Below are 23,391 nucleotides of genomic sequence, written 5' to 3' on the forward strand. Positions count from 1 at the left end.
TTATCTCAATACCAGTAAAGGTCAACTGTTTTCGAAAAGGCGTGCTATGTCTCAATCTATTAATATTACCGCAATAAAAGCATTTAACGATAACTACATATGGTGTATTCACGATAACGAGCATGCAGTAGTGGTCGACCCAGGAGACGCAGTACCTGTGCAGGCATTTTTGACTGATCGCGGTTTACAGCTCAGCGAGATTTTAATTACCCATCATCACTATGATCATACCGGCGGTATTGCGGCCCTGAAGCAAGACTACCCATCAATACCTGTGATTGGCCCTGAAAATAAGGTGATAAAAGGTCTTACCGAACATGTATCAGAGGGTGATAAAGTCTCTGTTTTAAAACAACAGGTAAGCCTTAGCATTCTGCAAACTCCCGGCCACACTTTGGATCACATAGTATTTTATAATTCGGCTTGGCTGTTTTGCGGAGATACTTTGTTTTCTGCGGGCTGTGGACGCATGTTTGAAGGCACACCAGAGGTGTTTTTGACCTCATTGGACAAATTATCCAAGCTGCCTGCCGATACACAAGTATACTGCACCCACGAATACACATTGGCTAACCTAAAGTTTGCTCGCTACCTGTTACCCAATCACGCCAGCTTACAAGAATACGAAACATGGGCACAGCAACAGCGCGCTCACGAGCAAATAACCTTGCCATCGACGATTGCTCAGCAACGCAAGATAAACCCTTTTTTACAGTGCCACGACAAGCAGTTTCAGGCAGATATGGAAAATAAATTGCAACAAACCTTAGCCAATGCTGTCGATACCTTCGCGGCAATTAGAGCGGCTAAGGATAATTTTTAATCTTAAGAAAATTAACTAGATGCTCGTCGAGCTTAATGAGCGTTAAACAATTTGAATAAGGAAGTCATGAAGTATTTAGTATTTTTAAGTGTGTTAGTTTTTTTAAGCGCTTGTTCGCTCACGGCCCAGCAAACTGAGCCTAGTCCCGTGATCGTTACCAGTTTGCCGTGTAACGCTCTGGAAGCCGCCGATACTGATCGCTTAGCCGACACAGACCATGACCCAGAAAATTGTGAGCGGGCGCAAGAAGGCGTTGTTGAGCTTATTCATCCGGCAGATCCTATTGAGGTGCCATTGCCTGAATTTGTTCAAGCAATCGCTTCTGAGCCAGACGATATTTGGGTTTATATCGCCAATAACTTAAGCCTCAAAATCCCCCTAAATCAACCACGCTTAGATGCACAAAAAAAATGGTACTTAAAACACCCTACCTACATGCGCCGAGTTGCCACCCGTGCTCGACCGTTTTTATACTACATTGTGCAACAGCTTGAGCTCAACGATATTCCTTTAGACATTGCGTTGTTACCGATTGTTGAAAGTGGGTTTGATCCCTTCGCTTACTCATCTGGCCGAGCAGCTGGTATGTGGCAGTTCATTCCAGAATCAGGTAAACGTTTTGGTATGTCACAAAACTGGTGGCACGACGGTCGCCGCGACGTCATTGCGTCAACGCAAGGTGCAATTGACTACTTAAAATACCTTCACAACATGTTTGACGGCAATTGGTTACATGCGCTCGCCGCATACAACAGCGGAGAGGGTCGTGTTCAGCGCTCCATTCGCAAAAATAAGCGCCTAGGAAAGCCGACTGATTTTTGGTCTTTAGACCTGCCCCGTGAAACCCGCGCATATGTGCCTAAACTCCTAGCATTGGCCGATATGCTGCGTTACCAAGATAAGTATAATTTTAAGTGGCCGAGCATTAACAATGCGCCTGTGATCGAAGTTGTGGACCTTGGCTCTCAAATCGATCTAGCAATGGCAGCTCAGTTCGCCGAGCTGACACTTCCTGAGCTGCAAGCACTCAACCCAGGGTTTAACAAATGGGCAACGGATCCAAACGGCCCTCATAGGCTTGTGCTGCCAATAGATAAAGCCGCTACTTTTAAGCTGGCACTTGCACAAACACCCGAAGAGGAACGCCTCAATTGGGAACGTCACAAGGTAAAGTCTGGCGACAGCATCGGTAAAATTGCGCAGATGTATAACACGAATATAGACGTGATTAAGCGCATCAATAATATCAAAGGTAACACGATTTATGCAGGCGATAACCTTCTCGTGCCTGTAGCACTTACTGACCTGAACGCCTACGCTTTAAATACTGCACAAAACAGCTATCACCCTGGGCGAAATAATCAGGGTAAAACAAAGCTGACCTATACAGTGCAGTCAGGCGATAGTTTGTGGGATATATCCCGCGCCTACGATGTGAGTATTACGCAACTGAGCAGATGGAACAGAATGTCTCGCAACGACACTTTGAGCATAGGCAAAGTACTTATTATTTGGAGCGATTCAGACCAGAGCAAAGCCAATACTACAAAAAGTCTGACTTATAGGGTGCGCACAGGAGATTCACTTTCTGAAATTGCCAGTAAATTTAATGTTAGGGTAGACGATATTGTGCGCTGGAATGCGCTTCGTAAAAATAAGTTCTTACAGCCAGGCCAGCAACTAAAACTATTAATTGATGTGACCAAAAGCTAAGTCGTCTTAGCTAAAACTGCGCGCATCTAAGCAAGATCCGCGCAGCGAGTGTTAGCATATTAAGCAATACTAATTTTATTAAAGCTTGCGCCAGCTTGTGCCAGTTGGGCTATCTTCTAAGATGACACCTAGCGATGTGAGTTCGTCGCGCGCGGCATCAGCGTTTGCCCAGTTTTTATCACTTCGCGCTTGATTACGTTTCAGGATCAAGGCTTCGACCTTTGCTGCAAAGCCTTCTTCTTGAGCGCTATCACCTTGCAAAAATGCATTAGCGTCCCCCTGCAATATGCCTAAAATTTTACCGAGACCTTTAAGCACACCTGCCAACGCTTGTGCTTCAGTACTGGTTTTATCATGTTTGTTCAGCTCTTTTGCCACGTCAAATAACACTGAAAACGCAATCGGCATATTAAAATCGTCATTCATGGCTTCTTCAAAACGCGACAAGTAACCACCGTAACTCAGGTCCACATTGAGCTTAGCATCTACATCACGTAGCGCTGTGTATAGACGCTCCAAACCGGCCCTTGCTTGACTAATATTATCTTGTGAGTAACTCAGTTGACTGCGGTAATGGGCAGACATTAAGAAAAAACGCAGCGTTTCAGGGTCGTGCTTAGCCAATACATCTCGCAAAGTGAAAAAATTACCTAAGGACTTCGACATCTTTTCGTTGTCGACCTGCACCATGCCGGTGTGCATCCATGTATTCACATAGGGTGTATCGAATGCACAGCACGATTGCGCCACTTCGTTTTCATGATGAGGGAAGATGAGGTCTGAGCCACCGCCGTGGATATCAAAGTGCTCGCCTAAATGCTTATAGTTCATTGCAGAACACTCAATATGCCAACCGGGTCTGCCATCGCCCCAAGGCGAAGGCCAGCTCGGCTCAGTAGGCTTCGCTCCTTTCCACAATACGAAATCGAGTGGATCATGCTTATCAGATGTCGTTTGTACGCGAATACCCGCTTCTAACTGACTTAAGTCTTGTTTAGACAGCTTCCCGTATTGTTCAAATGCGCTCACATCAAACAACACGTCACCCGAATCTGAAATATACGCATATTTACGCGCAATCAGGCGCTCTATCACCGCAATGATCTCAGGCATATGCTCTGTTACTTTTGGCTCAATGTCTGGCTCAATTAGGTTCAGCGAAGCAAAATCTTCGTGCATCATTGCAATTGTTCGCTCGGTTAATTCGCTGTGCGTTTCATTATTTTGCATGGCACGCTGAATAATTTTATCGTCAACGTCAGTAATATTGCGCACATAATTGACCTCATAACCAAGGTGGCGCATATACCGAACAATAATGTCAAAACTCAAATAGGTGCGCGCGTGCCCCATGTGGCAAAGGTCGTACACAGTAATGCCGCACACGTATAGGCCGACTTTATTGGGCTGCAAAGGCACAAAGGTTTCTTTGTTTCGAGTCAAGGTATTGTATATGCGCAAATCAGTCATGCTGCAGTTTTGGTCTTTTGGTCAGTAAATATGAGTGAATTCTAGCATCTGCTAGCGCTTTTAGGCTACCATTGGCGCGAGTTTATATGACGCAAATGTCGTTTTATCCACAAATTAATGAATACGAGACAAATATGGTAATTTTAGAAACGAATTTTGGTGACGTGAAAATCAATCTTTTTGATGATAAAGCACCTGCAACGGTAGCCAATTTTAAGCAGTACGTAGAAGACGGTTTTTATAACAACACCATTTTTCACCGCGTGATCAGTAACTTCATGATCCAAGGCGGCGGTTTTGCGCCCGGTATGGAAGAAAAGTCAACTCGCGAGCCAATCAGCAATGAGGCAGACAATGGGCTAAGTAACAAACTCGGCACGCTGGCAATGGCCCGCACTAACGACCCACACTCAGCCACCGCACAGTTTTTTATCAATGTAAAAGATAATAACTTTTTAGATTTCAGTGCAGCCAACACTCAAGGCTATGGCTACTGTGTGTTTGCAGAAGTGTCTGAGGGTATGGACGTGGTTGAAAAAATCAGAGAAGTTAAAACGGGTAACGCTGGCTATCATCAAGACGTGCCTGTTGAAGATGTTATTATCATTAGCGCCCGCATCGAAAACTAGTCTATTCGCGCAGCATGGCGATTACTTACTTTATTTCTGATTTGCATCTAAGCGCGCAGCGAGAAGATATCACTGCGTGCTTTTTACAGTTTATGCAAAACGAGGCCACCCAAGCCGAAGCCCTTTATATTTTAGGTGACTTGTTTGAAGTTTGGATTGGTGATGACGATGTTAGTGAATTCAGTGAGCTGATTGCCAGCACGATTTTTGCTATTTCTGAAAAGATGCCTGTCTACTTTATTCACGGCAATCGTGACTTTGCAATAGGTAAAGATTTTGCAAAGCGTAGCGGTATGGTTTTATTGCCCGAGCAAGCAGTTATTGATGTATACGGCAGGCGTACTTTGATCAGCCATGGCGATGAACTTTGTACACGTGACCTCGAATATATGAAGTTCAGGAAAAAAGCCAGAGGTTGGTGGTGGCCAAAATTGATGCTAGCGCTCCCGCTATCGTGGCGAAAGAAATTGGCAGACAACGGGCGTAAAATTAGTCAAAACAACCATAAAGCGCTTACGGCTGAAATTATGGACGTCACGCCAAGTGAAGTGCTCAGGGTAATGCGTGAATTTGAAGTAAATACTTTCATCCATGGACACACGCATAGACCTAAGGTACACAACTTTGATTTAGATGGAACGCCTCGTCAGCGCATTGTTTTGGGTGACTGGTACGATCAAGGTTCGATATTACTAGCAACGCCCGATGACCTTTCTTTGCAAGTTCGCCCTTTCTCAAATACGCCTCCCCGCGATTAAATATAAAATAAAAGTTGAAACATTGTATAAATGGTGAATAATTGAGCCGTACAGACCCTTGATGTTTGATCTAGCGGGCTTTTTTGTATTCGCTCCCAAGAAAAGGACTTTTTTTTGTTCAATCGAAGTATCAAATACATATTATTGTTGTTTCTCAATATCGTTGTTTTGTTTGCTCTTTACTACAATCAAGAGCCGGCAGAATCTGGTGTTTTTGACACCCAATTTGTGATCAGTTTGCTCGAAGAGCGAGACGAACTGCAGTCGGCGGTTATTGATGCTGAGATGGGTGATATGCAATATCAAGAGCAAATCACCGCACTTGAGAGCGACATCAAAGAACTTACCGCAAGTCAGCAAAACATTAATAGTGAGTTTATGCGCTGCGAAACCAACCGAGCGTCTGCCGAAAGTTTGGCTAGAGAGCAAGCGGCCCAGTTAGAAATTATCACCAATAGTGTGGTCAGCCCTGCTAACTGTGATGCGCAAATTGCAAAAGTAAGATTAGCCCGCCAAGAACTTGCTAACACGCAGGTACAGCTTCAACAACAAAAAGATATGGTAATTGAATTAGAAGCAAGGTCAGTGCAATCGCCTATCGAAACAGCACCTTCTCCCGACTTGTTAAGAACCATTGAAGAACTCGAAGCTCAGGTATCACAACTAAAAGCAGATATCGAAAACCCAATATATTTAAAGACCGTTTATATTTCTGGCAGAAAGTGCGAAAAACCGCAATTTGATGAACTGGTATGTATTCAAGAGTTATTGGTGCGCCCTCAATTCAGTAAAGCACCCACTAGTGACGTGACGGTAACCGTATATTCACCGAACAATCGCGTGTTAGCGTCTGCCTCGTTTAATTCCAAACGCGCGCAGTTGTTTCGATTTCCGTTAGGCAGAGGAAAAGAAGTCCTCGCTGGCGATTTTAGCGCAACATTTGAAGTTGAAGACCAATTACTTAGAAGTGATGGTCATACCATTACGCAGTAAGCTTTGCGTGTATCTCACTAACAACTGAGCGTCTGAGCCTCGCTCAATGCATCCTTAAAAAATACCTTACTTAAACCACTGCACGATGCTGATTCTCTGCAGTACTTGGTGTGCCCGAGTGAAACTTGAAGTCGCTATCGGCAGTCAAAATTAAGGATGATTCAATTTGCGCAAAATATGCAATACGCTCGCTGATATCCTCTTTGGCAATGTTCTTTGCTAAGGACAAATAATCTTCAAAATGACGCGATTCAGAGCGTAATAAAGACACATAAAAGGTACTCAAGGTGTCGTCTAGATGGGGCGCTAAGAGGGCAAAACGCTCACAAGAGCGAGCCTCTATTAAGGCGCCGCAGATTAATTTGTCAATCAGCGCAGCGGGCTCATGAGTGCGTACATGTGAAAGCAAGCCTTTTGCATAGCGGCTTGACGAAATATTTTCATATTCAATGCCGTAGTTTTGCATGATTTCAAGCACTTGATAAAAATGATGCAGCTCTTCTTTGATGAGCAACACCATCTTATCTACCAAGTCCTGTCCATAGGCAGAACCAGATTTCACCATCATCGATTTACTTAGGCGCTGGTGATCTTTAAGAGAACGCCAGTCCCCCTCTCGCCGGTATGTAAATTTCTCGTAAGGTGATAGCCACTCTAATAAGGCCTTTGCACTATCGGCATCCACAGCGTAACGACGGATCATAAACATCGCGCTTTGCGCCGCTTTTAACTCACAAATTAAATGATCTGTTAATAATACAGCAAGGTTTTCTGGCTTTATCGCCTCATCAATCCAGCTTTGCGGAGTTTCACAATGCAAGAACTTCTTAATGGGCTGGAGCAAACTAACGACATTCACTTAATTATTCACCTAATATTGACTTAGTTTTACCGCGTGCATTTTATAGTATCTGTTGGCGAATGTGGACCATTAACAAAAAAACCTGAGCGCTCAGCTTTTTTTCGAGGCAAGATGATTTTACAGTCGGCAGCGATACGGCTCGTTTTTTCATCAGTTTGCAAACAAATAGACACAGATCAGGGTATCTACCACTAATGTCTGTATTCACAAGGTTTCAAATACGTGCAAATGCATATAACTTAGTAAGCAAGCCTAAGTAGTCTTCATTAATCGCAGTTAAATAAATTTGGAAAGTAAACATGAGTGTAAATAGCGTTGTAGTTTTGAGTGCCGTTCGTTCGGCGATTGGTACCTTTAGCGGCAGTTTGAAAGACATAGAGCCTGCTGAATTAGCAAGCCAGGTATTGACACAAGGCATCGCAAGGTCTGGTGTCGATGCTGAAAAATATGAGTCAATTGTAGTGGGAAACACTATCCCCACCGAATCACGCTTTCCTTATGTTGCGCGCGTTGCTTCGATTCAGGCCGGCATGTCGCTCAATTCCACGGCAATGGCGCTTAATCGCTTGTGTAGTTCAGGGTTACAGGCAGTTGTAAACTCTGCGCAAGGTATTATGTTGGGCGACCACGAGCTGGCCATTGGCGGCGGTGTTGAAAACATGTCTCGAGGTGGATACTTATCGCCGGCTTTGCGCGCCGGTGCGCGCATGGGTGACAGCGCAATGATTGATATGATGGTCGCTACCCTAACCGACCCATTTGGTGTGGGTCACATGGGCATTACCGCTGAAAACCTAGCCTCAAAATGGGATGTTAGCCGCGAACAACAAGATGTGTTTGCCGCGCAGTCTCACGCGCGTGCTCAAGCAGCCATTGATGCCGGTTATTTCACTGACCAAATCATACCCGTCGAACTAAAAACTCGTAAAGGCAGCACGTTCTTCTCTGTAGATGAGCATGTTAAAGCAGGCACCACCGCTGAGGGTTTAAGCGGCATGCGTCCAGCCTTTAAAAAAGACGGAAGCGTTACAGCTGGCAACGCTTCAGGCATAAACGATGGCGCATCTTTCTTAACCATGGCCAGCGAGAGCTACGCGAACAGCAATAACCTTAAACCTATCGCAAGAATTGTGTCATATGCGGTCGCGGGCGTGCCAAATGACGTAATGGGTGAAGGCCCTATTCCAGCCTCTAAAGCTGCGCTTGCTAAAGCCGGCTTACGCATCACTGATATGGATATTGTCGAGTCTAACGAGGCCTTCGCTGCACAAGCGCTTACGGTATCTAAAGGCCTTGATCTGGACCCAGCAAAAACTAACCCCAATGGCGGTGCAATTGCACTTGGTCATCCAATTGGCGCCTCAGGTGCGGTTATTGCCACTAAAGCCATTCATGAACTGCAACGCGTAGGCGGCAAGTATGCCTTAGTCACTATGTGTATTGGTGGCGGTCAGGGTATTGCCGTTGTTTTTGAGCGTTTATAATGTCTCAAACATACATTTAGATTTTGAAGGGCGCTGTATAGCGCCCTTTTTTATGAGCGTAACCATCTGTTTAAACAGTATTGGAATTTAGAAATTAAATAGCATAGGATTGTGGCCATTTGCACTTATGACCACTATATCCAAGGAAGCCATAAACTTGATATTAGTATTGAAACGATGCATCGCGGCTCTAACATGCATTTTGTTGATGTCTGCGGCACAGGCACAAGAGCTTGCCGAAAATTTATACACCGACTACAAAGAAGTGCTCTATCAAATCAAAATTATTGATAAAGAATCCAGTCAAAAGTCAACTATTGGCTCTGGCTTTTTGATCAATGCCACAGGCTTGGCAGTGACTAATTATCATGTGGTGTCAGACTATATTCTCTCACCCGATAAAAATCACATTGAAGTTGAAGATATCTCGGGTAACAAAAGCCTTGCCTCTTTAGTTAGCTTTGATGTAGTAAATGACCTCGCGCTGATTCAAATAGAACTTTCCACCGCATCTGAAATCTTTTTACCTATTGCCGAAAGTCTGCCAACACAAGGCACTACTATTTACTCTCTGGGCAACCCTCACGACCTCGGCATGATTGTTGTACCCGGCACATACAATGGCTTAAAAAAGCACAGTTTTTATCAGAAGATTCATTTTACGGGTTCCGTCAATTCAGGGATGAGTGGCGGACCCGTGATCAACGAAAGCGGCCATGTAATTGGGGTTAATGTTGCGTCAGCTGGCAATCAATTGGGTTTTCTTGTGCCCTTGAGTAAATTAAAAGCCCTAGTGCAACACGATAGTATTATTCAAACATCAGATTATAAAAAAGTTATTGCAGAGCAACTCACTGAAAATCAGAGTGAGTTAATCAAACAGCTAAGCACCAACGAATGGCCATCCACAAGGCTTGGTATGGCAAATGTACCAGATGCGATGAGTGAGTTTATTAGCTGCTGGGGTGACTCAAACGTTGATAACCAAGACGCTCAGTTTTTATCTGTCAGAAAATCGTGCTCACTAGACCAAACTATTTATGTGAGCAATAGAATTCAAACCGGGCATGTAGGCACACAGTTTCAATGGTTCTCCAGTGATAAGTTAGATCGTAATCGTTTTTATCAACTAATAGACCAGCGCATGAACATGCATCAGCAGGATTTTGCTCATAAACAAGATTTCTCAGAATATGAATGTCAGCTAGATACGATTAAAAACAAACATGACGTGCAATCTAAGTCAGCTCTGTGCGTGAAAAGTTACAAAGAGTTTGCAGGGCTATTCGATATCGTATACGTGTCGGCAACCATCGATCAGGACAGAGCGAGTTTGATATCGCAACTGAATATCAACGGCATCACGCAAGCCTCATTTGAAAAATTAGTCCCTCGCTTTATAGATGCAGTATCATGGCAATAGTTGTTCAAACCCTCTCACGTTCAAAAACCATACTCGCCCAACAGCTGGTGCAAAGCTCATCTGCGGTTATTGGCAGGGGTTTTTACAGCGACATTAGAATTGACGACCCGTATGTGTGTGACCAACATTTATCGATAGCAGTGGACGACGATAAGCGTATTTGGATTGCCGATAAAGGCTCGCTTAACGGTATGAAAGTAAATGGTAAATCTATCAATCAGGCAAGTGTAGGGCCTGAAGATGTTATCACTATTGGGCAGAGTCATTTTAGAGTATTTGTTGCCAGTCAGGCTATCGCTCCCACAAAAAAGCTCAATCCTTTGGACACTTCATTAGAAAGTATTTCTAAAAAACGATACTTCGCAATACTTATGAGTTTATTTATCGGGTTTGCCTTACTAGAAGGCTATTTCAATACTTTTACCGAACTTGAATACAGCATTTTACTCAGCAATGTTTTATCTGGACTAATCGCTCTTTGCATTGCACCGCTGTTTATTGGCTTGCTATCCATCTTGAATAAAAAAGAAGCGCATTTTATTACCCAATTTAATCTCGTGCTGATTGGTATGTTAGCTATAAGTATCATTGGCTATTTTGCTCACTTCATTAATTTTAATTTGAATAGCCCCACTGTGATTTCTTTGCTTGAGACTCTGATATTTTGGTTGATGCTCAGCCTTGGGTTTTGGCTAATGCTGTATGTAGCTTTTCACCAAAGCAATGGCAAGCGGGCACTCATCACGGCCTCTTTTGTGGCCTTTATCGTATGCATTCAATTATTGCCTACACTGTTTAACGACCGCGACTATGTCGAACTACCACCGATTGATGCGTCAATCATGAACCCAAGTGCCTTAATCACGTCCTCATCTTCCACACAGGCGTTCATGAGCGATGCGCAAGGCCTTTTTGATAGTGCATCTGACAATGACCAAAATTAAACGCGCCGATTCTAATTGGGTGCGAAGCTTAACGAGGGTGTCTAAACTTGATGTCGACATTACCTAGATGGATTGAATATGGTGCGTTTATTTTGGCTCTTATTGCTGGATCTATTAATGCAATTGGGCTGCTAGGTTTCGAACATCAGGCTGTTTCGCATGTTTCTGGTACCGCTACCTTATTGGGTTTAACTCTTTTTCAGAACGACTTCGCCAACTCATTGCATTTACTAGGAATTTTAGCTGCATTCTTTTTGGGCGCGTCGATTTCTGGGTTTTTACTACACGGGAGTTCAGTAAAACTTACAAGACATTATGACACTGCTCTAATGCTCGAAGCAGTGCTCATCTTCATTGCGTTTGTTTTGCTCACAAAGGGCTCATATTATGGACACTTTGCTGCATCTGCGGCTTGTGGGCTCCAAAATGCATTAGCAACTACCTACAGCGGCGCAATCATAAGAACAACGCATGTAACGGGCATATTTACTGACTTAGGTATTATGCTAGGCTCTATGCTTAGAGGTGAAGAATTTGATAAACGTAAGTCGATTCTTTTCTTACTAATCATCACCGGCTTCGTTTTAGGCGGCGGTATTGGTGCCATACTGTTTTACCACTATGTATTTCAAGCATTATTAGCACCTGCGTTAGTTTGCTTAGTTTTAGCCTTTAGCTATCACTTTTATCAAAAAGCTCAAGCCATTAAAAACGGTAAAAGATAACCTGCCATTTTGAAACGACATTGCCAAAATGATTGAGGTGCCTATCCATGCTTACATCGTTAAAACGATATGCCGACCTTATCTTATTGGCTAATCGGATACTGAAGGCTTTGTTCCTGATTTTGAAGTGGATAGCCTGGACCGCTTTATACCCCTGGTACGCAAAATAGTGCACGACCAAGCAATGGGATTAGCTTGATTAAAACCAACTAAGCCGAGATGATTATCGGTCGATCGTTATAGCGAAAACCGCTCTCTCAAAAAACGCGCAATACCATCTTCGTGATGATCCCCAATTACCTGACTCGCTAGGGCCTTTATCGCCGGTTTAGCATTAGCCGGCGCATAGCTTTCATCAGCCAATTCAAACATACTGACATCGTTGTCACTGTCGCCAAAGCAGATAATGTTGCTCGCCCCAAGCTGCTGTTTTAGGTTAATAACAGCACTACCTTTACTCGCCAAGCGATGATGCACGTCCATCCATCTAAAGTTCTCACCCTCTAAGGCAGGACCCGAGTAAGCAATAAGATTTGGATTGGCGTTTAATTCCTGCCACATTTTAGTAATAACTTTGGCGTCTCCAATCATACTAATATTTGTAACTTGACTATTTTGAGTCAAAGCCTCTAAGCCAAATATCTTAGCTTTTGTGCGAGAGAAGTATTTTTCAACCAAATCCTTTTCTACTTGATGACGAGGAAGAGGATGAAAAATAAAATGGTGATGTTCGCTATCTATGGCATTTACAAACGGTGTGATCCCCTGGCCTAAGGCAACATCTAAAATCGCCGCAATTTCGCTATTATCCAGTAAGTTCTCAAAACTAAGCTGCTGCGCTTTTGGGTGCCAGATTGTGACGCCATTATTGTAAATGTGTGGGAGTTCAAAATCGTGTCCATCCAAAATTCCTTTTGCCGAAAGCATGGTGCGGCCAGTCGCGACCGTATAGGCAATCCCGTTTTTATTGAGCAATGAGAGCGTATCTCGAGTGAAGGGGCTTATTTCGGATGCCTTATTTAACAGCGTGCCGTCTAAATCAAAAAAAATCAGGTCCATAGGTCTTTTAATCGCTTGCTGTTGCGGGCAAATGCAATGCCCATATTGAGAAAATATATTAGACACTATCTTACGCGATCCACTTACATTTAGTTTAGATACATGTCAGTCCTACTGCTAAACGATCATCTTTTTTATTTAGCTTAGCAATATTTTGCCCCTTTTGATTGCTTAGATTGGCACATTGCCAAATGATGTTAAACTACATTCACCGAAATACAGTAATACATATCAAATTGTTACGATTCATCCAAACAGAGACCTTCTCGAGCAGCCAAATTAAATAAAAGGTAATGAGCAAATGAAGCAAGCCTTAACACACCAAGCAGCCTGTTTATTAATAGCGGGTTCGCTTATGGGCTGTCAGCCCGCAACTGAGCAACAGACATTGCCGCAACAAGAGCAAAACATGCAAACACTATCATATCCAGTTACCGCTAAGGGCGATGTGGTTGACACCTATTTTGACCAACAGGTACCTGACCCATATCGCTGGTTAGAAGACGACCGCAGCGCTGAAACAGAAGCGTGGGTAGTGGCACAAAACGAAGTCACTCAAGGCTATTTAAGTCAAATTCCTTATCGCGCAGACATTGCAGATGTCGTTCGCAATATTATCAATTACGAGCGCGTATCTGCGCCCTTTACAGAAGGCGACTATACCTACTTTTATAAAAATGATGGCCTACAAAATCAGAGCGTTGTATATCGCCAAAAAGAAGGCGGCGCGCCAGAGGTATTTATCGACCCCAACAAATTCAGTGATGACGGCACTGTGTCATTAGCCATGCTGGCCTTTTCTGACGACGGCAGCCTAGCGGCGTACCAAACATCAACTGGCGGCAGTGACTGGCGAGAGGTGTATATCATCAACACCGAAACGATGGAGCAAATTGGCGAGCCATTGCAAGACGTAAAGTTTAGTGGCTTATCGTGGTATAAAAATGAGGGCTTTTATTATTCCAGCTATGATAAACCAACGGGCTCAGAGCTAAGTGATAAAACCGACCAACATAAATTGTACTATCATAAGGTAGGCACGGAGCAGTCGGCCGATGTAAAAGTATTTGGGCATACTGATGCTGAAAAGCATCGCTACGTTGGCGCACAGGTTAGTGAAGACAATCGCTTTTTGATGGTAAGCGGAAGAGTCACTACCTCAGGAAACCGAGCTTTTTTAAAGGATTTAAGTCAAGCCAATAGCGACTGGATAGTAGTCAAAGATGATGCTGCTACCGATGTATATTTGCTCACTTCCAAAGATGATACACTCTATCTGGTCACCAACCATGACGCGCCGAATACCAGAGTGGTGACGGTGAACGCTGGCGCTCCAAGCGTCAAAAACTGGCAAGACCTCATTGCCGAAACCGAAAATGTGTTGGTGCCTAGTACCGCCGGCGGATTTATTTTTGCTGAGTACATGGAAGATGCTATTTCAAAGGTTTATCAGTATACCTTAGAGGGTGAACAAGTACGCACAATTGAACTACCTGGTTTAGGCAACGCAGGCAGCTTTGCTGCGAAAAAAGATGCAACGACAACCTACTACACCTTTGCTAACTACACCACACCAACGACTATCTTCGAATTAAACATTGAGAATGGCGAATCTTCCGTGTTTAACAAACCCGCCATCGACTTTGACGGCAGCCAGTATGTATCGGAGCAAGTTTTTTACACCTCAAAAGATGGCATTCGCGTACCGATGATTATCACGCATCATAAAGATACTCAGCTAAACGGCACTAACCCTACCTTGCTGTATGCTTACGGTGGTTTCAACATCAGCTTGGTGCCGAGCTTCAGCTCGACCGTGGCAGCATGGTTAGAGCTCGGTGGCGTGTATGCGGTAGCTAACATACGTGGCGGTGGCGAATATGGTAAAGCATGGCATCAGGCTGCCGTTCAAATGAAGCGCCAAAATGCCTTCGATGACTTCATCGCAGCAGGCGAGTTCTTAATTGAAAAGAACTATACCAGCAGTGAATATCTAGCCATTCGAGGCGGATCAAACGGCGGTCTGCTGGTTGGCGTTGTGGCCAATCAACGGCCAGATTTAATGAAAGTTGCCTTGCCAGCCGTCGGTGTAATGGACATGCTGCGCTACCACACTTTTACCTCAGGCGCAGGCTGGGCATATGACTTTGGGACCTCTGAACAAAGTAAAGAAATGTTTGAATATTTAAAAGGCTATTCGCCGCTGCATAACATCCGTGCTCAAGAATATCCTGCTATATTAGTGACTACTGCTGATCATGATGATCGCGTAGTGCCTGCTCATTCATTCAAATATGCTGCAACCATCCAAGAGTACCAGCAAGGTAACAACCCTGTGCTTATTCGCATTGAGACTGATGCTGGTCATGGTGCCGGCACACCGATAAGCAAGACCATTGAAGCCACGGCTGATATGTATAGCTTTGTACTGTGGAATATGGGAATTACGTCCTTAAATTCTGAGTCTAAGTAATTTTCTCATAAAAGGCGAAATCCCTAGAATAAAGCTAGGGATTTCGTTAATTTCCGAAAGTGAGTTTCTTTCCTACGTTTCTGAAATTAAGCGAGAATATTGAAGATGAACACCTAATCTTTAAGCTCTGTGAATTTAAATATCCCTTCAAAAGCTATCCCTTCAAAAGCTCGTGCGTTACAATTACAAAATTCACCTAAGGCACATATTTCATGAAATTATTAGTTAGAAATCTATCGAGAGACACCACAAAAGCAGCCTTATCGGCTTTATTCAGCGAATGCGGTAGCGTGCAGTCTTGCAACATTGTGATAGACAAGGCCAGCGGCCTATCAAAAGGTTTCGCCTTTGTTGAAATGCCAAAGGTAGGCGAAGCAAAAATCGCCATAAACAAACTGAACAATGCCTCGTTAGATGGCGCAAAATTGCGCGTCAAAAAAGCTGAGGTAAAGCTGGCTGAGCCTGGCAACAACGATGACTGATCAACTATCCACACCCGGTAGCAACGATCCGCTGCACGGCATTACCTTAAAGACAATTGTTGAAGAGCTGGTAGATAAGTACGGCTTTGATGAACTCGGCCAGCGCATAAATATTCGCTGTTTTAATCACGACCCAAGTGTCAAGTCCAGCTTAAAATTTTTACGTAAAACGCCTTGGGCACGTCAAAAGGTTGAAGAGTTTTATTTACAGTCTAAGGTTTGGGGCTAATACTGAAAATGCCATCAGTCATCGTTTACCCTGAACAACTATCAATGCTTGGCCCTGCCCCGTTTTGTTACCGATGTTTACAATTACTATTTACCATTCAGCATACTTTTAAGCTAAGGTGTTTGTTTAAGTTACACCATTAGAAAACCGTCCACTGTGCTCGTGCACACAAACCGTATATAGGGATGATATGAAAGTCTTTTTGAGTACATGTACACTTCTTGCATTAAGTTTTAGCAGCATAGCCCAAATCACGCCGCAATGGCTTAGTTATCCGAGTATTTCACCCGACGCAAGCACCATCGCTTTTACCTACAAAGGCGATATTTACTCGGTACCAAGTACCGGTGGTGAAGCAAAACGTTTGACCTTTCATAAAGCTCACGATTACAAAGCGGTATGGAGCAGCGACAGCAAAAACATCGCCTTTGCTTCCGACCGACACGGTAATTTTGATGTGTATATGATGAGCGCTTTAGGCGGAGCGGCAAGTCGCCTCACCTATCACTCAAATGACGAAACTCCCTATACATTTGATGCCAGCGATAGTGCGATTTTATTTGGCGCACACCGAATGGACACCGCCAAGCACCGCCAGCACCCTGGCGCGCGTTTTCCTGAGTTATATTCAGTGCCCAGCAAGGGCGGCAGAGTTGAGCAAGTGATGACCCTGCCGGTAGAGCATGTACAACTGAATGCTGACGGTAGCCAGTTGATTTATCAAGATATGAAAGGCACCGAAAACGAATGGCGCAAACACCATAAAAGTGCCGCTACTCGTGACATTTGGCGCTATGACACCAACACGGGCAAGCACAGCCAAATTACGAGTTTTATCGGCGAAGACCGCAACCCTGTGTTTAGTGATGACTATCGCGATATTTATTATCTAAGTGAACAAAACGGCACCTTTAATGTGCACAAACTAAGTCTTGATAATCCCAGTGAAGTCGAGCAATTAACAAACTTTGAACTGCATCCAGTGCGCTTTTTATCTGCTGCAAATAAGACCCTAGCCTTTACACATCATGGGGAGCTTTACACCATGAATGAGGGCGCCGAGCCTAGCAAGTTAACCATTAGCATCCGCACTCAAGATGTAGACAACGCTACCGAATTACTCGCTGTGGACGGTGAAATATCCGATATGGCGATATCGCCTAATGGCAAAGAAATAGCCTTTATTTCTCGCGGAGATGTGTTTGTGAGCTCAGTAGACGGTAGTTTTGTGAAACAAATCACGCAAACCGCTGTTAGAGAAGACTCTGTGAGCTTTTCGCCTGAAGGAGACTACCTTGTTTATGCATCGCAACGCAACAGTAAGTGGAGCATTTTTAAGGCCGAAAAAGTCCGTGAGCAAGAGCCTTTCTTTTATGCGGCAACGCTGATTAATGAGTCGGTTTTAATCGATAACGCAAAAGATAATTACCAACCCAAGATTTCGCCCGACGGCAACAATATTGCCTACGTTGAAGACCGCTTAAGCATTCGGGTGATGAACCTGAAAGACAACAAAAGCGTTACGGTGATCCCACCAGAGCTGAGCATCAACTCCCGTGATGGTGATCAGCAGTTTAGCTGGAGCCCAGACAGCAAGTGGATTTTATTCCAGTATAATAAATTTTTGCACAATGCCGATGTGGCAATAGTCAGCGCCAGTGGCAATGACGAGATGCGGGTGATGATACCCAGTGGCTTTTATGACACCTCACCTAAGTGGGTAGATGGCGGCAAACAAATACTGTGGTTTAGCAATCGCGAAGGTCTCAAGAGCTACGCGACAAGTGGACGAAGCCAAAACGATGTGTATTCGCTGTTTTTAAATCAGCAAGACTGGGATAAGTATAATTTAAGCGAAGATGACTTTGCTCTTTTAGAAGCCATCGAAGAGATTCAAAAAGCGCCTGAAGAAGACGCTAACGAAGATAAAGAAGACAAGAAAAAAGAAGCCGTGGCCGATGTCACCATACAGTGGAAGGGCTTAGACCGACGAATCGCTCGCTTAACCATTCATTCTTCGAACTTATCAGACGCCGTGTTGAATAAAGATGCTAATAAACTCTATTATTTATCGCAGTTTGAAGGCGATTATGACCTATGGGAAACTGACCTGCGCACCAAGGAAACAAAAAAAACCATTAGTTTAGGGGCCGAAAACGGCAGTTTAATGTGGGATCCAGACATGGAAAACCTATATTTATTGAGCGACGGAAACATCGCTAAGATTGATCTTGAAGAAGGCTCTTCAGAAGGTATAAAGATTGGCGAGCAAATGCTGGTGGACCACGATGCTGTCCGCGAAGCATCTTTTGACCACGTGTGGTTGCGTACCTCAAAAATTTTCTATGAACCAACCTTCCACGGTGTTGATTGGCCGCTGATGCGCGCTGAATACAAACCTAAAGTCAGCCATGTGGCTACCCCACAAGAATTTACCCACTTGCTAAGTGAAATGCTAGGCGAGCTAAATGTGTCCCATTCAGGCGCGCGCGATAGAAGCAGCGCCAAGCAACCCGACACTACAGCCTCGCTCGGTATCTTCTTTGACTATGACTTTAAGGGTGACGGCATAAAAATCACCGAAGTGATCACAGACGGTCCTCTAGACAAAGCGCAGTTTAGCGTTCAGCCTGGCGATATCATCACAAAAATTGACGGTCAAACCGTCACCAACGAAATGGACTGGCCGGCACTGTTGAATCGCAAAGCCGGCAAATTTGTATTGCTTGATGTTGTCAGTGCAAACGAGAAAAGCAGCTCTCAAATAACGATTAAAGCCATTTCAGAAGCGGAACAGGCAAGCCTGTTGTACTCGCGCTTTATTAAGAATAATGAAGCCGAAGTGCTGGCACGCAGTAACGGTCAGCTAGGCTATGTGCACCTGCCGAGTATGTCTGATGCCCCCTATCGCAGCATTTACGACGATATGATGGGCCGTTTCTTTGATAAAAAAGCCATGGTCATCGACGCTCGTTTTAACAATGGTGGGGACTTGGTCTCTGACTTGGCGATGTTCTTCACAGGCGAACGATTTATCACCTACGCTAACGCAAGCAAAATTGTAGGCGGCGAGCCCGTGTCTCGTTATACCAAACCGGTTATTTCTTTATTTAACGAATCAATGTATAGCGACGGCCATTGTTATGCCAGCGGCTATACCGATTTAAAAGTGGGTAAGTCGGTGGGTATGCCGGTACCCGGCACCTGCAGCTTTGCTGGCTGGGAGATGTTACCCATGGGCGTAGGTTGGGGCGTAGTGCCATGGAGCGCGAAAAACAAAGCGGGTGAATGGATGGAAAACAATCAAACCTCCCCTGATGTAATCATTAAAAACTTGCCAGGCATTATCGATAATGGGCGCGACCAACAGCTTGAGCGGGCGGTGGATGAGTTGCTCGGAGATTTGGAGTAAATATGAGTACATCTTTTCATTGCTCTTTTTAAGCACTTATTGATTTTTAAAGCGCCCTTGATGAGGCGCTTTTTTTATGCGAAAAACTTTCTATCCTTGCATCAAGCAAGGCAAATAGTGTAGTTTCGAGCGAAGACCAATAAAAAGCCACCCTATAGGAATCACCGTGAACCGTCTTTTACTTATATGCAGTTTATTGCTTATTCATAGCTCACTATCTTTGGCCAAAACGGTTATTGTTGCCGACGCTTATGTCGATGTAGCCAATGGTAAATTGATAAAAAATGCCCGAATTGAGATAGAAAACGAACGCATCATTGAAGTAATGAGTACATCCAATCGAAGTGTTGAGCAAGGAGACACCTTAATCGACCTTAGCGGGCACACCCTGCTGCCCGGCCTTATTGATATGCATACACATTTAACCTCTGATGCAAATGAGCATGGCGTGCGCCGCCTAACCACATCTCAGGTGCGCAAAGCTTTCCGTGGCGTAAAGTACGCAGAACAAACATTGCATGCTGGAGTGACTAGCGTCAGAAACTTAGGCGCGGGTGCGTTTACCGATGTTGCCATGCGCGATGCCATAAACAGTGGTGACATTATTGGTCCTCGTATGTTTGTGTCAGGCCCCTCACTGCAAATTACCGGCGGGCATGGTGATAACAACATCCTTCCTCATGACATGCCAACCAGCACATTGGGCGTGGTCGATGGTCCGTGGTCAGCGATTCAGCAAGTTAGAGAAAACGTCAAATACGGCGCAGACTTGATAAAAATAAAAGCAACCGGCGGTGTACTATCTAAGGGCACAAAAGTAGGCGCGCAAGAGTTCTCATTGGAGGAAATGGAAGCTGTTGTCAAAGAAGCCCATCGCAGAGGGGTTACCGTGGCAGCCCATGCCCATGGAACCGCGGGCATATTAGATGCTATTCGTGCCGGTGTTGATTCTGTTGAGCATGCTAGCTTTATCGACGATGAAGGGATTGCTCTGGCAAAGAAAAACGGCACCTATTTATCGATGGATATTTACGTAACCGAATATATATTAGGTGAAGGCGAAGCTGCCGGCATATCTCAAGAGAGCTTAGATAAAGAGCGCACAGTTGGCCACGTGCAACGTGAAAATTTTCGCAAAGCCGTAACCGCTGGTGTGAAGATGGTAATGGGCACTGACGCAGGCGTGTACCCTCATGGTGATAATTTAAAACAGCTTTCAAGAATGGTCGAATTTGGTATGACGCCTATGCAGGCACTTCAAGCGGCTTCAATCCATTCAGCAAAGCTTTTGAAGCAAGAGCAAAATATTGGCACCCTGGAGGTTGGGCGGTTTGCTGATGTCATCGCGGTCAAAGGTAACCCGCTAAACGATATTTCAATATTAGAAAATGTCGATTTTGTGATGAAAGGCGGCACGATAGTAAAGCAGTAGAGCGCAGATAATCGGTTTAGACGCTTTGCAGCTCCAAAGCGTCATGTTTATCAACAATGGACTTAATAAAAGCGTCGACTGAAAAGTCATTCAGAGGCCGGCTGTAATAAGGTCCTTGACCATACTCACAGCCGCTAAGCAGCAGTGCATCATGCTGCGTAGAGGATGCTACGCTATTAACAATACACCTTACTCCAATACTTTTAGAGAGTGTAATGAGTGCTTTTAGCATCTCGGCATTACCTTGGGCAGCGTCGGCAACAAAGGTTTGTTCTAGCTTAATTTGAGCGATTGCTAGGTCGCGTATTTGCTGAAACGAGGCCACACCTTTCGCAAAGTCATTTAATGTAATCGAAATCCCTAAAGCGTGTAGTTGACCAAGGTTTACCTGAATAACATCCGTGTTTTGAGCACTTGAAACGGCAGTTATTTCAATGATCAGGTGCTTACTCGAAATGTCATTTTTATACAGTGCATCTCTGAAATCATTCACAAATTCAGCATCTTCAAGCTGCACACTACTGACATTTATCGCAACGCTGCAGTCTGCGTAGCCAAGCAGCAACCACCTTTTAATATTGGCCAAGGCCTCGGTAATCAACCAACGGCTATGTTCCCTAAGTTGCATATTCGCTTGCATGTATCCATGCAAAACTTGTGGCGGCAGCTCAGCTAGACTCGAGTGTTCCCATTTAACGCCCATTTCCATTGCGACTACCGAATAGTCAGTCAACTTTATCCTGGGGTAGTAGCTTAATGAAAAGGCTTTTTGTTCGATGGCCTCTTTAAGCGTCATCTCGATGGTATTTTTACTGGCCTGACTTTTCTGCATTTCGGGCAAATAAAATACAATGTTGTTTTTACCCGTCCTTTTCGCCTCGTACATGGCAAGGTCTGCATGCTTTAATAAATCCCGAGCATTATCTGCCGAAGAAGGGTAAGTCGCTACGCCTATACTTGCGCCAATGCTGACTGTATTGCCCTTAATTATAAACTCTTCTGACAAGCTCCCTATGACACTAGTTAAACGTGAGCGGATCGACACATTCCCCGTCTCTATTGGCATTAATATTGTAAATTCATCTCCACCAAGGCGCGCAAGAAAAGCACTTTGATTGGACGCTGGATTAACATTATCAATCGTATACTGTTCAATATTTAGGGCTCTTCTGATGCGCTTAGCGGCATGCTGCAATAGCTCATCACCCGCCTCGTGACCAAGCGTATCATTGACCCTCTTGAAGTTATCTAAGTCCATAAAGGCAACTGCAAAATGCTCTTTTTCATGGTTAGCATTTTGTATTGCTGCATCAAGCGCACTTTGAAATGTCCGCCGATTTGGCAGGTGAGTCAGCGAATCAAAAAATGCCAGTTGCTCTATAGATCTCTGGTTGCTGGTAATTCGTTGACGCATATCGACAATGGCTTTAGCCAGAAAGCCAAGCTCATCCTTACTATTAATTGCGGGTATAACAGTATCCATTTTTCCATCGCTAATATCAGCGACAATCGATTGCATAGAAGTGATTGGTGCTAAGATTAATCGATTCAAAATAATGAAACCCAAGACGCTAATAAGGCAAATAAAAGCAAGTAAAAACAATGAGATTTTTACCAGTAGCGTTAACGCGGTATCGTTAAAAATGCGAACGGGCAAGATTGAAAACAAAGTCATATCGGCAGATAGAATATGTGGTATCAACAAATATTCGCGCTGGTCAATCAGCACTGTGGTGGGCGCCACAACACCTGCAATATTGATATCATATAGGGCATCAAGATTAAACGAAGTTGCGCTCTTTTGAGAAATAATTTGATTATCAGGGGTCAACACAAAGAGTGATACATCAGGTAAGTTAAAACGCTGTGATAACAGAGCTACAATAGGGTCTGCATACATCGACATACTAAAGTAGCTTGTTCGCTGGGTTGAGGTTGCCGTTTCAGCTTCGATAATATTATATTTCATGGCCGTCGCTAGACGAATGATAAACCTTTGAGTGCTCTCTTCTAGCTCTACCTGATAAAGTATCTCGCCATTATTAATGCTTATAAAACGCTCAAAAAATGGCCATTCAGATACCGAAAGTTGCGGAAATCTAAATCCTCGATTGTCTACCGATGAGTCAACTACCCCATTTTCTAAAATCAGTTGCATAAGAAAGTAGTTAGGATACATATTTTGATAATTCAGAAGCTGCGTATAAACGAGCGGCTGATGGGTATAGTAGCGAGTATCGTCTAGTGTTGAATAGTTTTGGAATAATCGAGTCGTTGCAAATCGGGTTAAATCATCGTTAGCGTCGCCTAAGATCTGATTAATTGAAACCGCGACATTGGCATTTGTTTCATTGATATTTTGCAGAAACTTAGCACGAGTATCCTCAACTAAAAAAGAATAAACGTACAAACCCACTACCAAGACCGGAATGGCAAGGGCTAGTATAAGGGGGAGGAATACCTTGCGTCTTAATTTCATC

General features: G+C 44.1%; 17 protein-coding genes and 1 pseudogene. 14 read left to right on the forward strand and 4 right to left on the reverse strand.

Going from position 1 to position 23,391, the window contains the following annotated elements; translation table 11 throughout:
* Positions 1 to 46: 46 nt before the first annotated feature.
* On the forward strand, positions 47 to 823 hold the full coding sequence (gene gloB, locus AB9H30_RS04245; protein WP_371193397.1) for a hydroxyacylglutathione hydrolase: 777 nt from the start codon (positions 47 to 49) through the stop codon (positions 821 to 823).
* A gap of 66 nt (positions 824 to 889) precedes the next feature.
* Positions 890 to 2,536 (forward strand): LysM peptidoglycan-binding domain-containing protein, encoded by a 1,647-nt coding sequence (locus AB9H30_RS04250; RefSeq protein ID WP_371193398.1) that lies wholly within the window; start codon positions 890 to 892, stop codon positions 2,534 to 2,536.
* A 78-nt stretch (positions 2,537 to 2,614) separates the two neighbouring features.
* Here AB9H30_RS04250 and cysS read toward each other — a convergent pair whose 3' ends face one another.
* A complete protein-coding gene (gene cysS, locus AB9H30_RS04255) occupies positions 2,615 to 4,006 on the reverse strand; it encodes a cysteine--tRNA ligase (RefSeq protein WP_371193399.1) in 1,392 nt (463 codons plus the stop codon).
* 134 nt (positions 4,007 to 4,140) lie between these two features.
* Here cysS and AB9H30_RS04260 point away from each other — a divergent pair, with 134 nt between their 5' ends.
* The 3 genes from AB9H30_RS04260 to AB9H30_RS04270 all read left to right on the forward strand — a co-directional run bounded on the left by AB9H30_RS04260 (position 4,141) and on the right by AB9H30_RS04270 (position 6,386).
* Complete coding sequence (locus AB9H30_RS04260; protein ID WP_371193483.1) at positions 4,141 to 4,635, forward strand: peptidylprolyl isomerase; 495 nt, start codon at positions 4,141 to 4,143, stop codon at positions 4,633 to 4,635.
* A 14-nt stretch (positions 4,636 to 4,649) separates the two neighbouring features.
* Positions 4,650 to 5,393, forward strand: a complete 744-nt coding sequence (gene lpxH, locus AB9H30_RS04265; RefSeq protein ID WP_371193400.1) for a UDP-2,3-diacylglucosamine diphosphatase — start codon at positions 4,650 to 4,652, stop codon at positions 5,391 to 5,393.
* A 114-nt stretch (positions 5,394 to 5,507) separates the two neighbouring features.
* The gene (locus AB9H30_RS04270; protein ID WP_371193401.1) at positions 5,508 to 6,386 is read left to right on the forward strand and encodes a hypothetical protein; all 879 of its coding nucleotides are present in this window, start codon (positions 5,508 to 5,510) and stop codon (positions 6,384 to 6,386) included.
* 70 nt (positions 6,387 to 6,456) lie between these two features.
* Here the strand turns inward: AB9H30_RS04270 and miaE are convergent, their stop codons facing one another.
* Complete coding sequence (gene miaE, locus AB9H30_RS04275; protein ID WP_371193402.1) at positions 6,457 to 7,245, reverse strand: tRNA isopentenyl-2-thiomethyl-A-37 hydroxylase MiaE; 789 nt, start codon at positions 7,243 to 7,245, stop codon at positions 6,457 to 6,459.
* Positions 7,246 to 7,547: 302 nt separating this feature from the next.
* Between miaE and bktB the strand changes: the two genes are divergently transcribed.
* From bktB to AB9H30_RS04295, 4 genes are all read left to right on the forward strand, one after another.
* The gene (gene bktB / locus AB9H30_RS04280; RefSeq protein ID WP_371193403.1) at positions 7,548 to 8,732 is read left to right on the forward strand and encodes a beta-ketothiolase BktB; all 1,185 of its coding nucleotides are present in this window, start codon (positions 7,548 to 7,550) and stop codon (positions 8,730 to 8,732) included.
* Positions 8,733 to 8,889: 157 nt separating this feature from the next.
* Entirely contained in the window at positions 8,890 to 10,155 is a 1,266-nt protein-coding gene (locus tag AB9H30_RS04285; protein WP_371193404.1) for a serine protease, read from the forward strand.
* The gene (locus AB9H30_RS04290) at positions 10,146 to 11,099 is read left to right on the forward strand and encodes an FHA domain-containing protein (protein ID WP_371193405.1); all 954 of its coding nucleotides are present in this window, start codon (positions 10,146 to 10,148) and stop codon (positions 11,097 to 11,099) included. Before AB9H30_RS04285 ends, AB9H30_RS04290 begins: the two co-directional genes overlap by 10 nt.
* A gap of 47 nt (positions 11,100 to 11,146) precedes the next feature.
* A complete protein-coding gene (locus AB9H30_RS04295) occupies positions 11,147 to 11,824 on the forward strand; it encodes a YoaK family protein (protein WP_371193406.1) in 678 nt (225 codons plus the stop codon).
* Between the two features lie 237 nt (positions 11,825 to 12,061).
* On the opposite strand, the gene AB9H30_RS04300 is transcribed toward AB9H30_RS04295, so the two are convergent.
* Positions 12,062 to 12,883, reverse strand: coding sequence for an HAD family hydrolase (locus AB9H30_RS04300; protein ID WP_371193484.1), 822 nt, complete (start codon positions 12,881 to 12,883; stop codon positions 12,062 to 12,064).
* Between the two features lie 301 nt (positions 12,884 to 13,184).
* Between AB9H30_RS04300 and AB9H30_RS04305 the strand changes: the two genes are divergently transcribed.
* The 5 genes and pseudogenes from AB9H30_RS04305 to AB9H30_RS04325 all read left to right on the forward strand — a co-directional run bounded on the left by AB9H30_RS04305 (position 13,185) and on the right by AB9H30_RS04325 (position 20,911).
* On the forward strand, positions 13,185 to 15,356 hold the full coding sequence (locus AB9H30_RS04305) for a prolyl oligopeptidase family protein (protein WP_371193407.1): 2,172 nt from the start codon (positions 13,185 to 13,187) through the stop codon (positions 15,354 to 15,356).
* 212 nt (positions 15,357 to 15,568) lie between these two features.
* Positions 15,569 to 15,838 (forward strand): RNA recognition motif domain-containing protein, encoded by a 270-nt coding sequence (locus AB9H30_RS04310; protein ID WP_371193408.1) that lies wholly within the window; start codon positions 15,569 to 15,571, stop codon positions 15,836 to 15,838.
* Positions 15,831 to 16,052 (forward strand): annotated as a pseudogene (locus AB9H30_RS04315) (VF530 family DNA-binding protein); the annotation flags it as partial. The gene AB9H30_RS04310 and the pseudogene AB9H30_RS04315, both read left to right, overlap by 8 nt.
* Positions 16,053 to 16,257: 205 nt before the next feature.
* Positions 16,258 to 19,479, forward strand: a complete 3,222-nt coding sequence (locus AB9H30_RS04320) for a DPP IV N-terminal domain-containing protein (RefSeq protein WP_371193409.1) — start codon at positions 16,258 to 16,260, stop codon at positions 19,477 to 19,479.
* 166 nt (positions 19,480 to 19,645) lie between these two features.
* Positions 19,646 to 20,911, forward strand: coding sequence for an amidohydrolase family protein (locus AB9H30_RS04325; protein ID WP_371193410.1), 1,266 nt, complete (start codon positions 19,646 to 19,648; stop codon positions 20,909 to 20,911).
* Between the two features lie 16 nt (positions 20,912 to 20,927).
* On the opposite strand, the gene AB9H30_RS04330 is transcribed toward AB9H30_RS04325, so the two are convergent.
* Positions 20,928 to 23,390, reverse strand: coding sequence for an EAL domain-containing protein (locus tag AB9H30_RS04330; RefSeq protein WP_371193411.1), 2,463 nt, complete (start codon positions 23,388 to 23,390; stop codon positions 20,928 to 20,930).
* Position 23,391: the final 1 nt, after the last annotated feature.

The sequence above is a fragment of the Glaciecola sp. SC05 genome, assembly GCF_041380235.1.
In the GTDB taxonomy this organism is placed as follows: domain Bacteria; phylum Pseudomonadota; class Gammaproteobacteria; order Enterobacterales; family Alteromonadaceae; genus Glaciecola.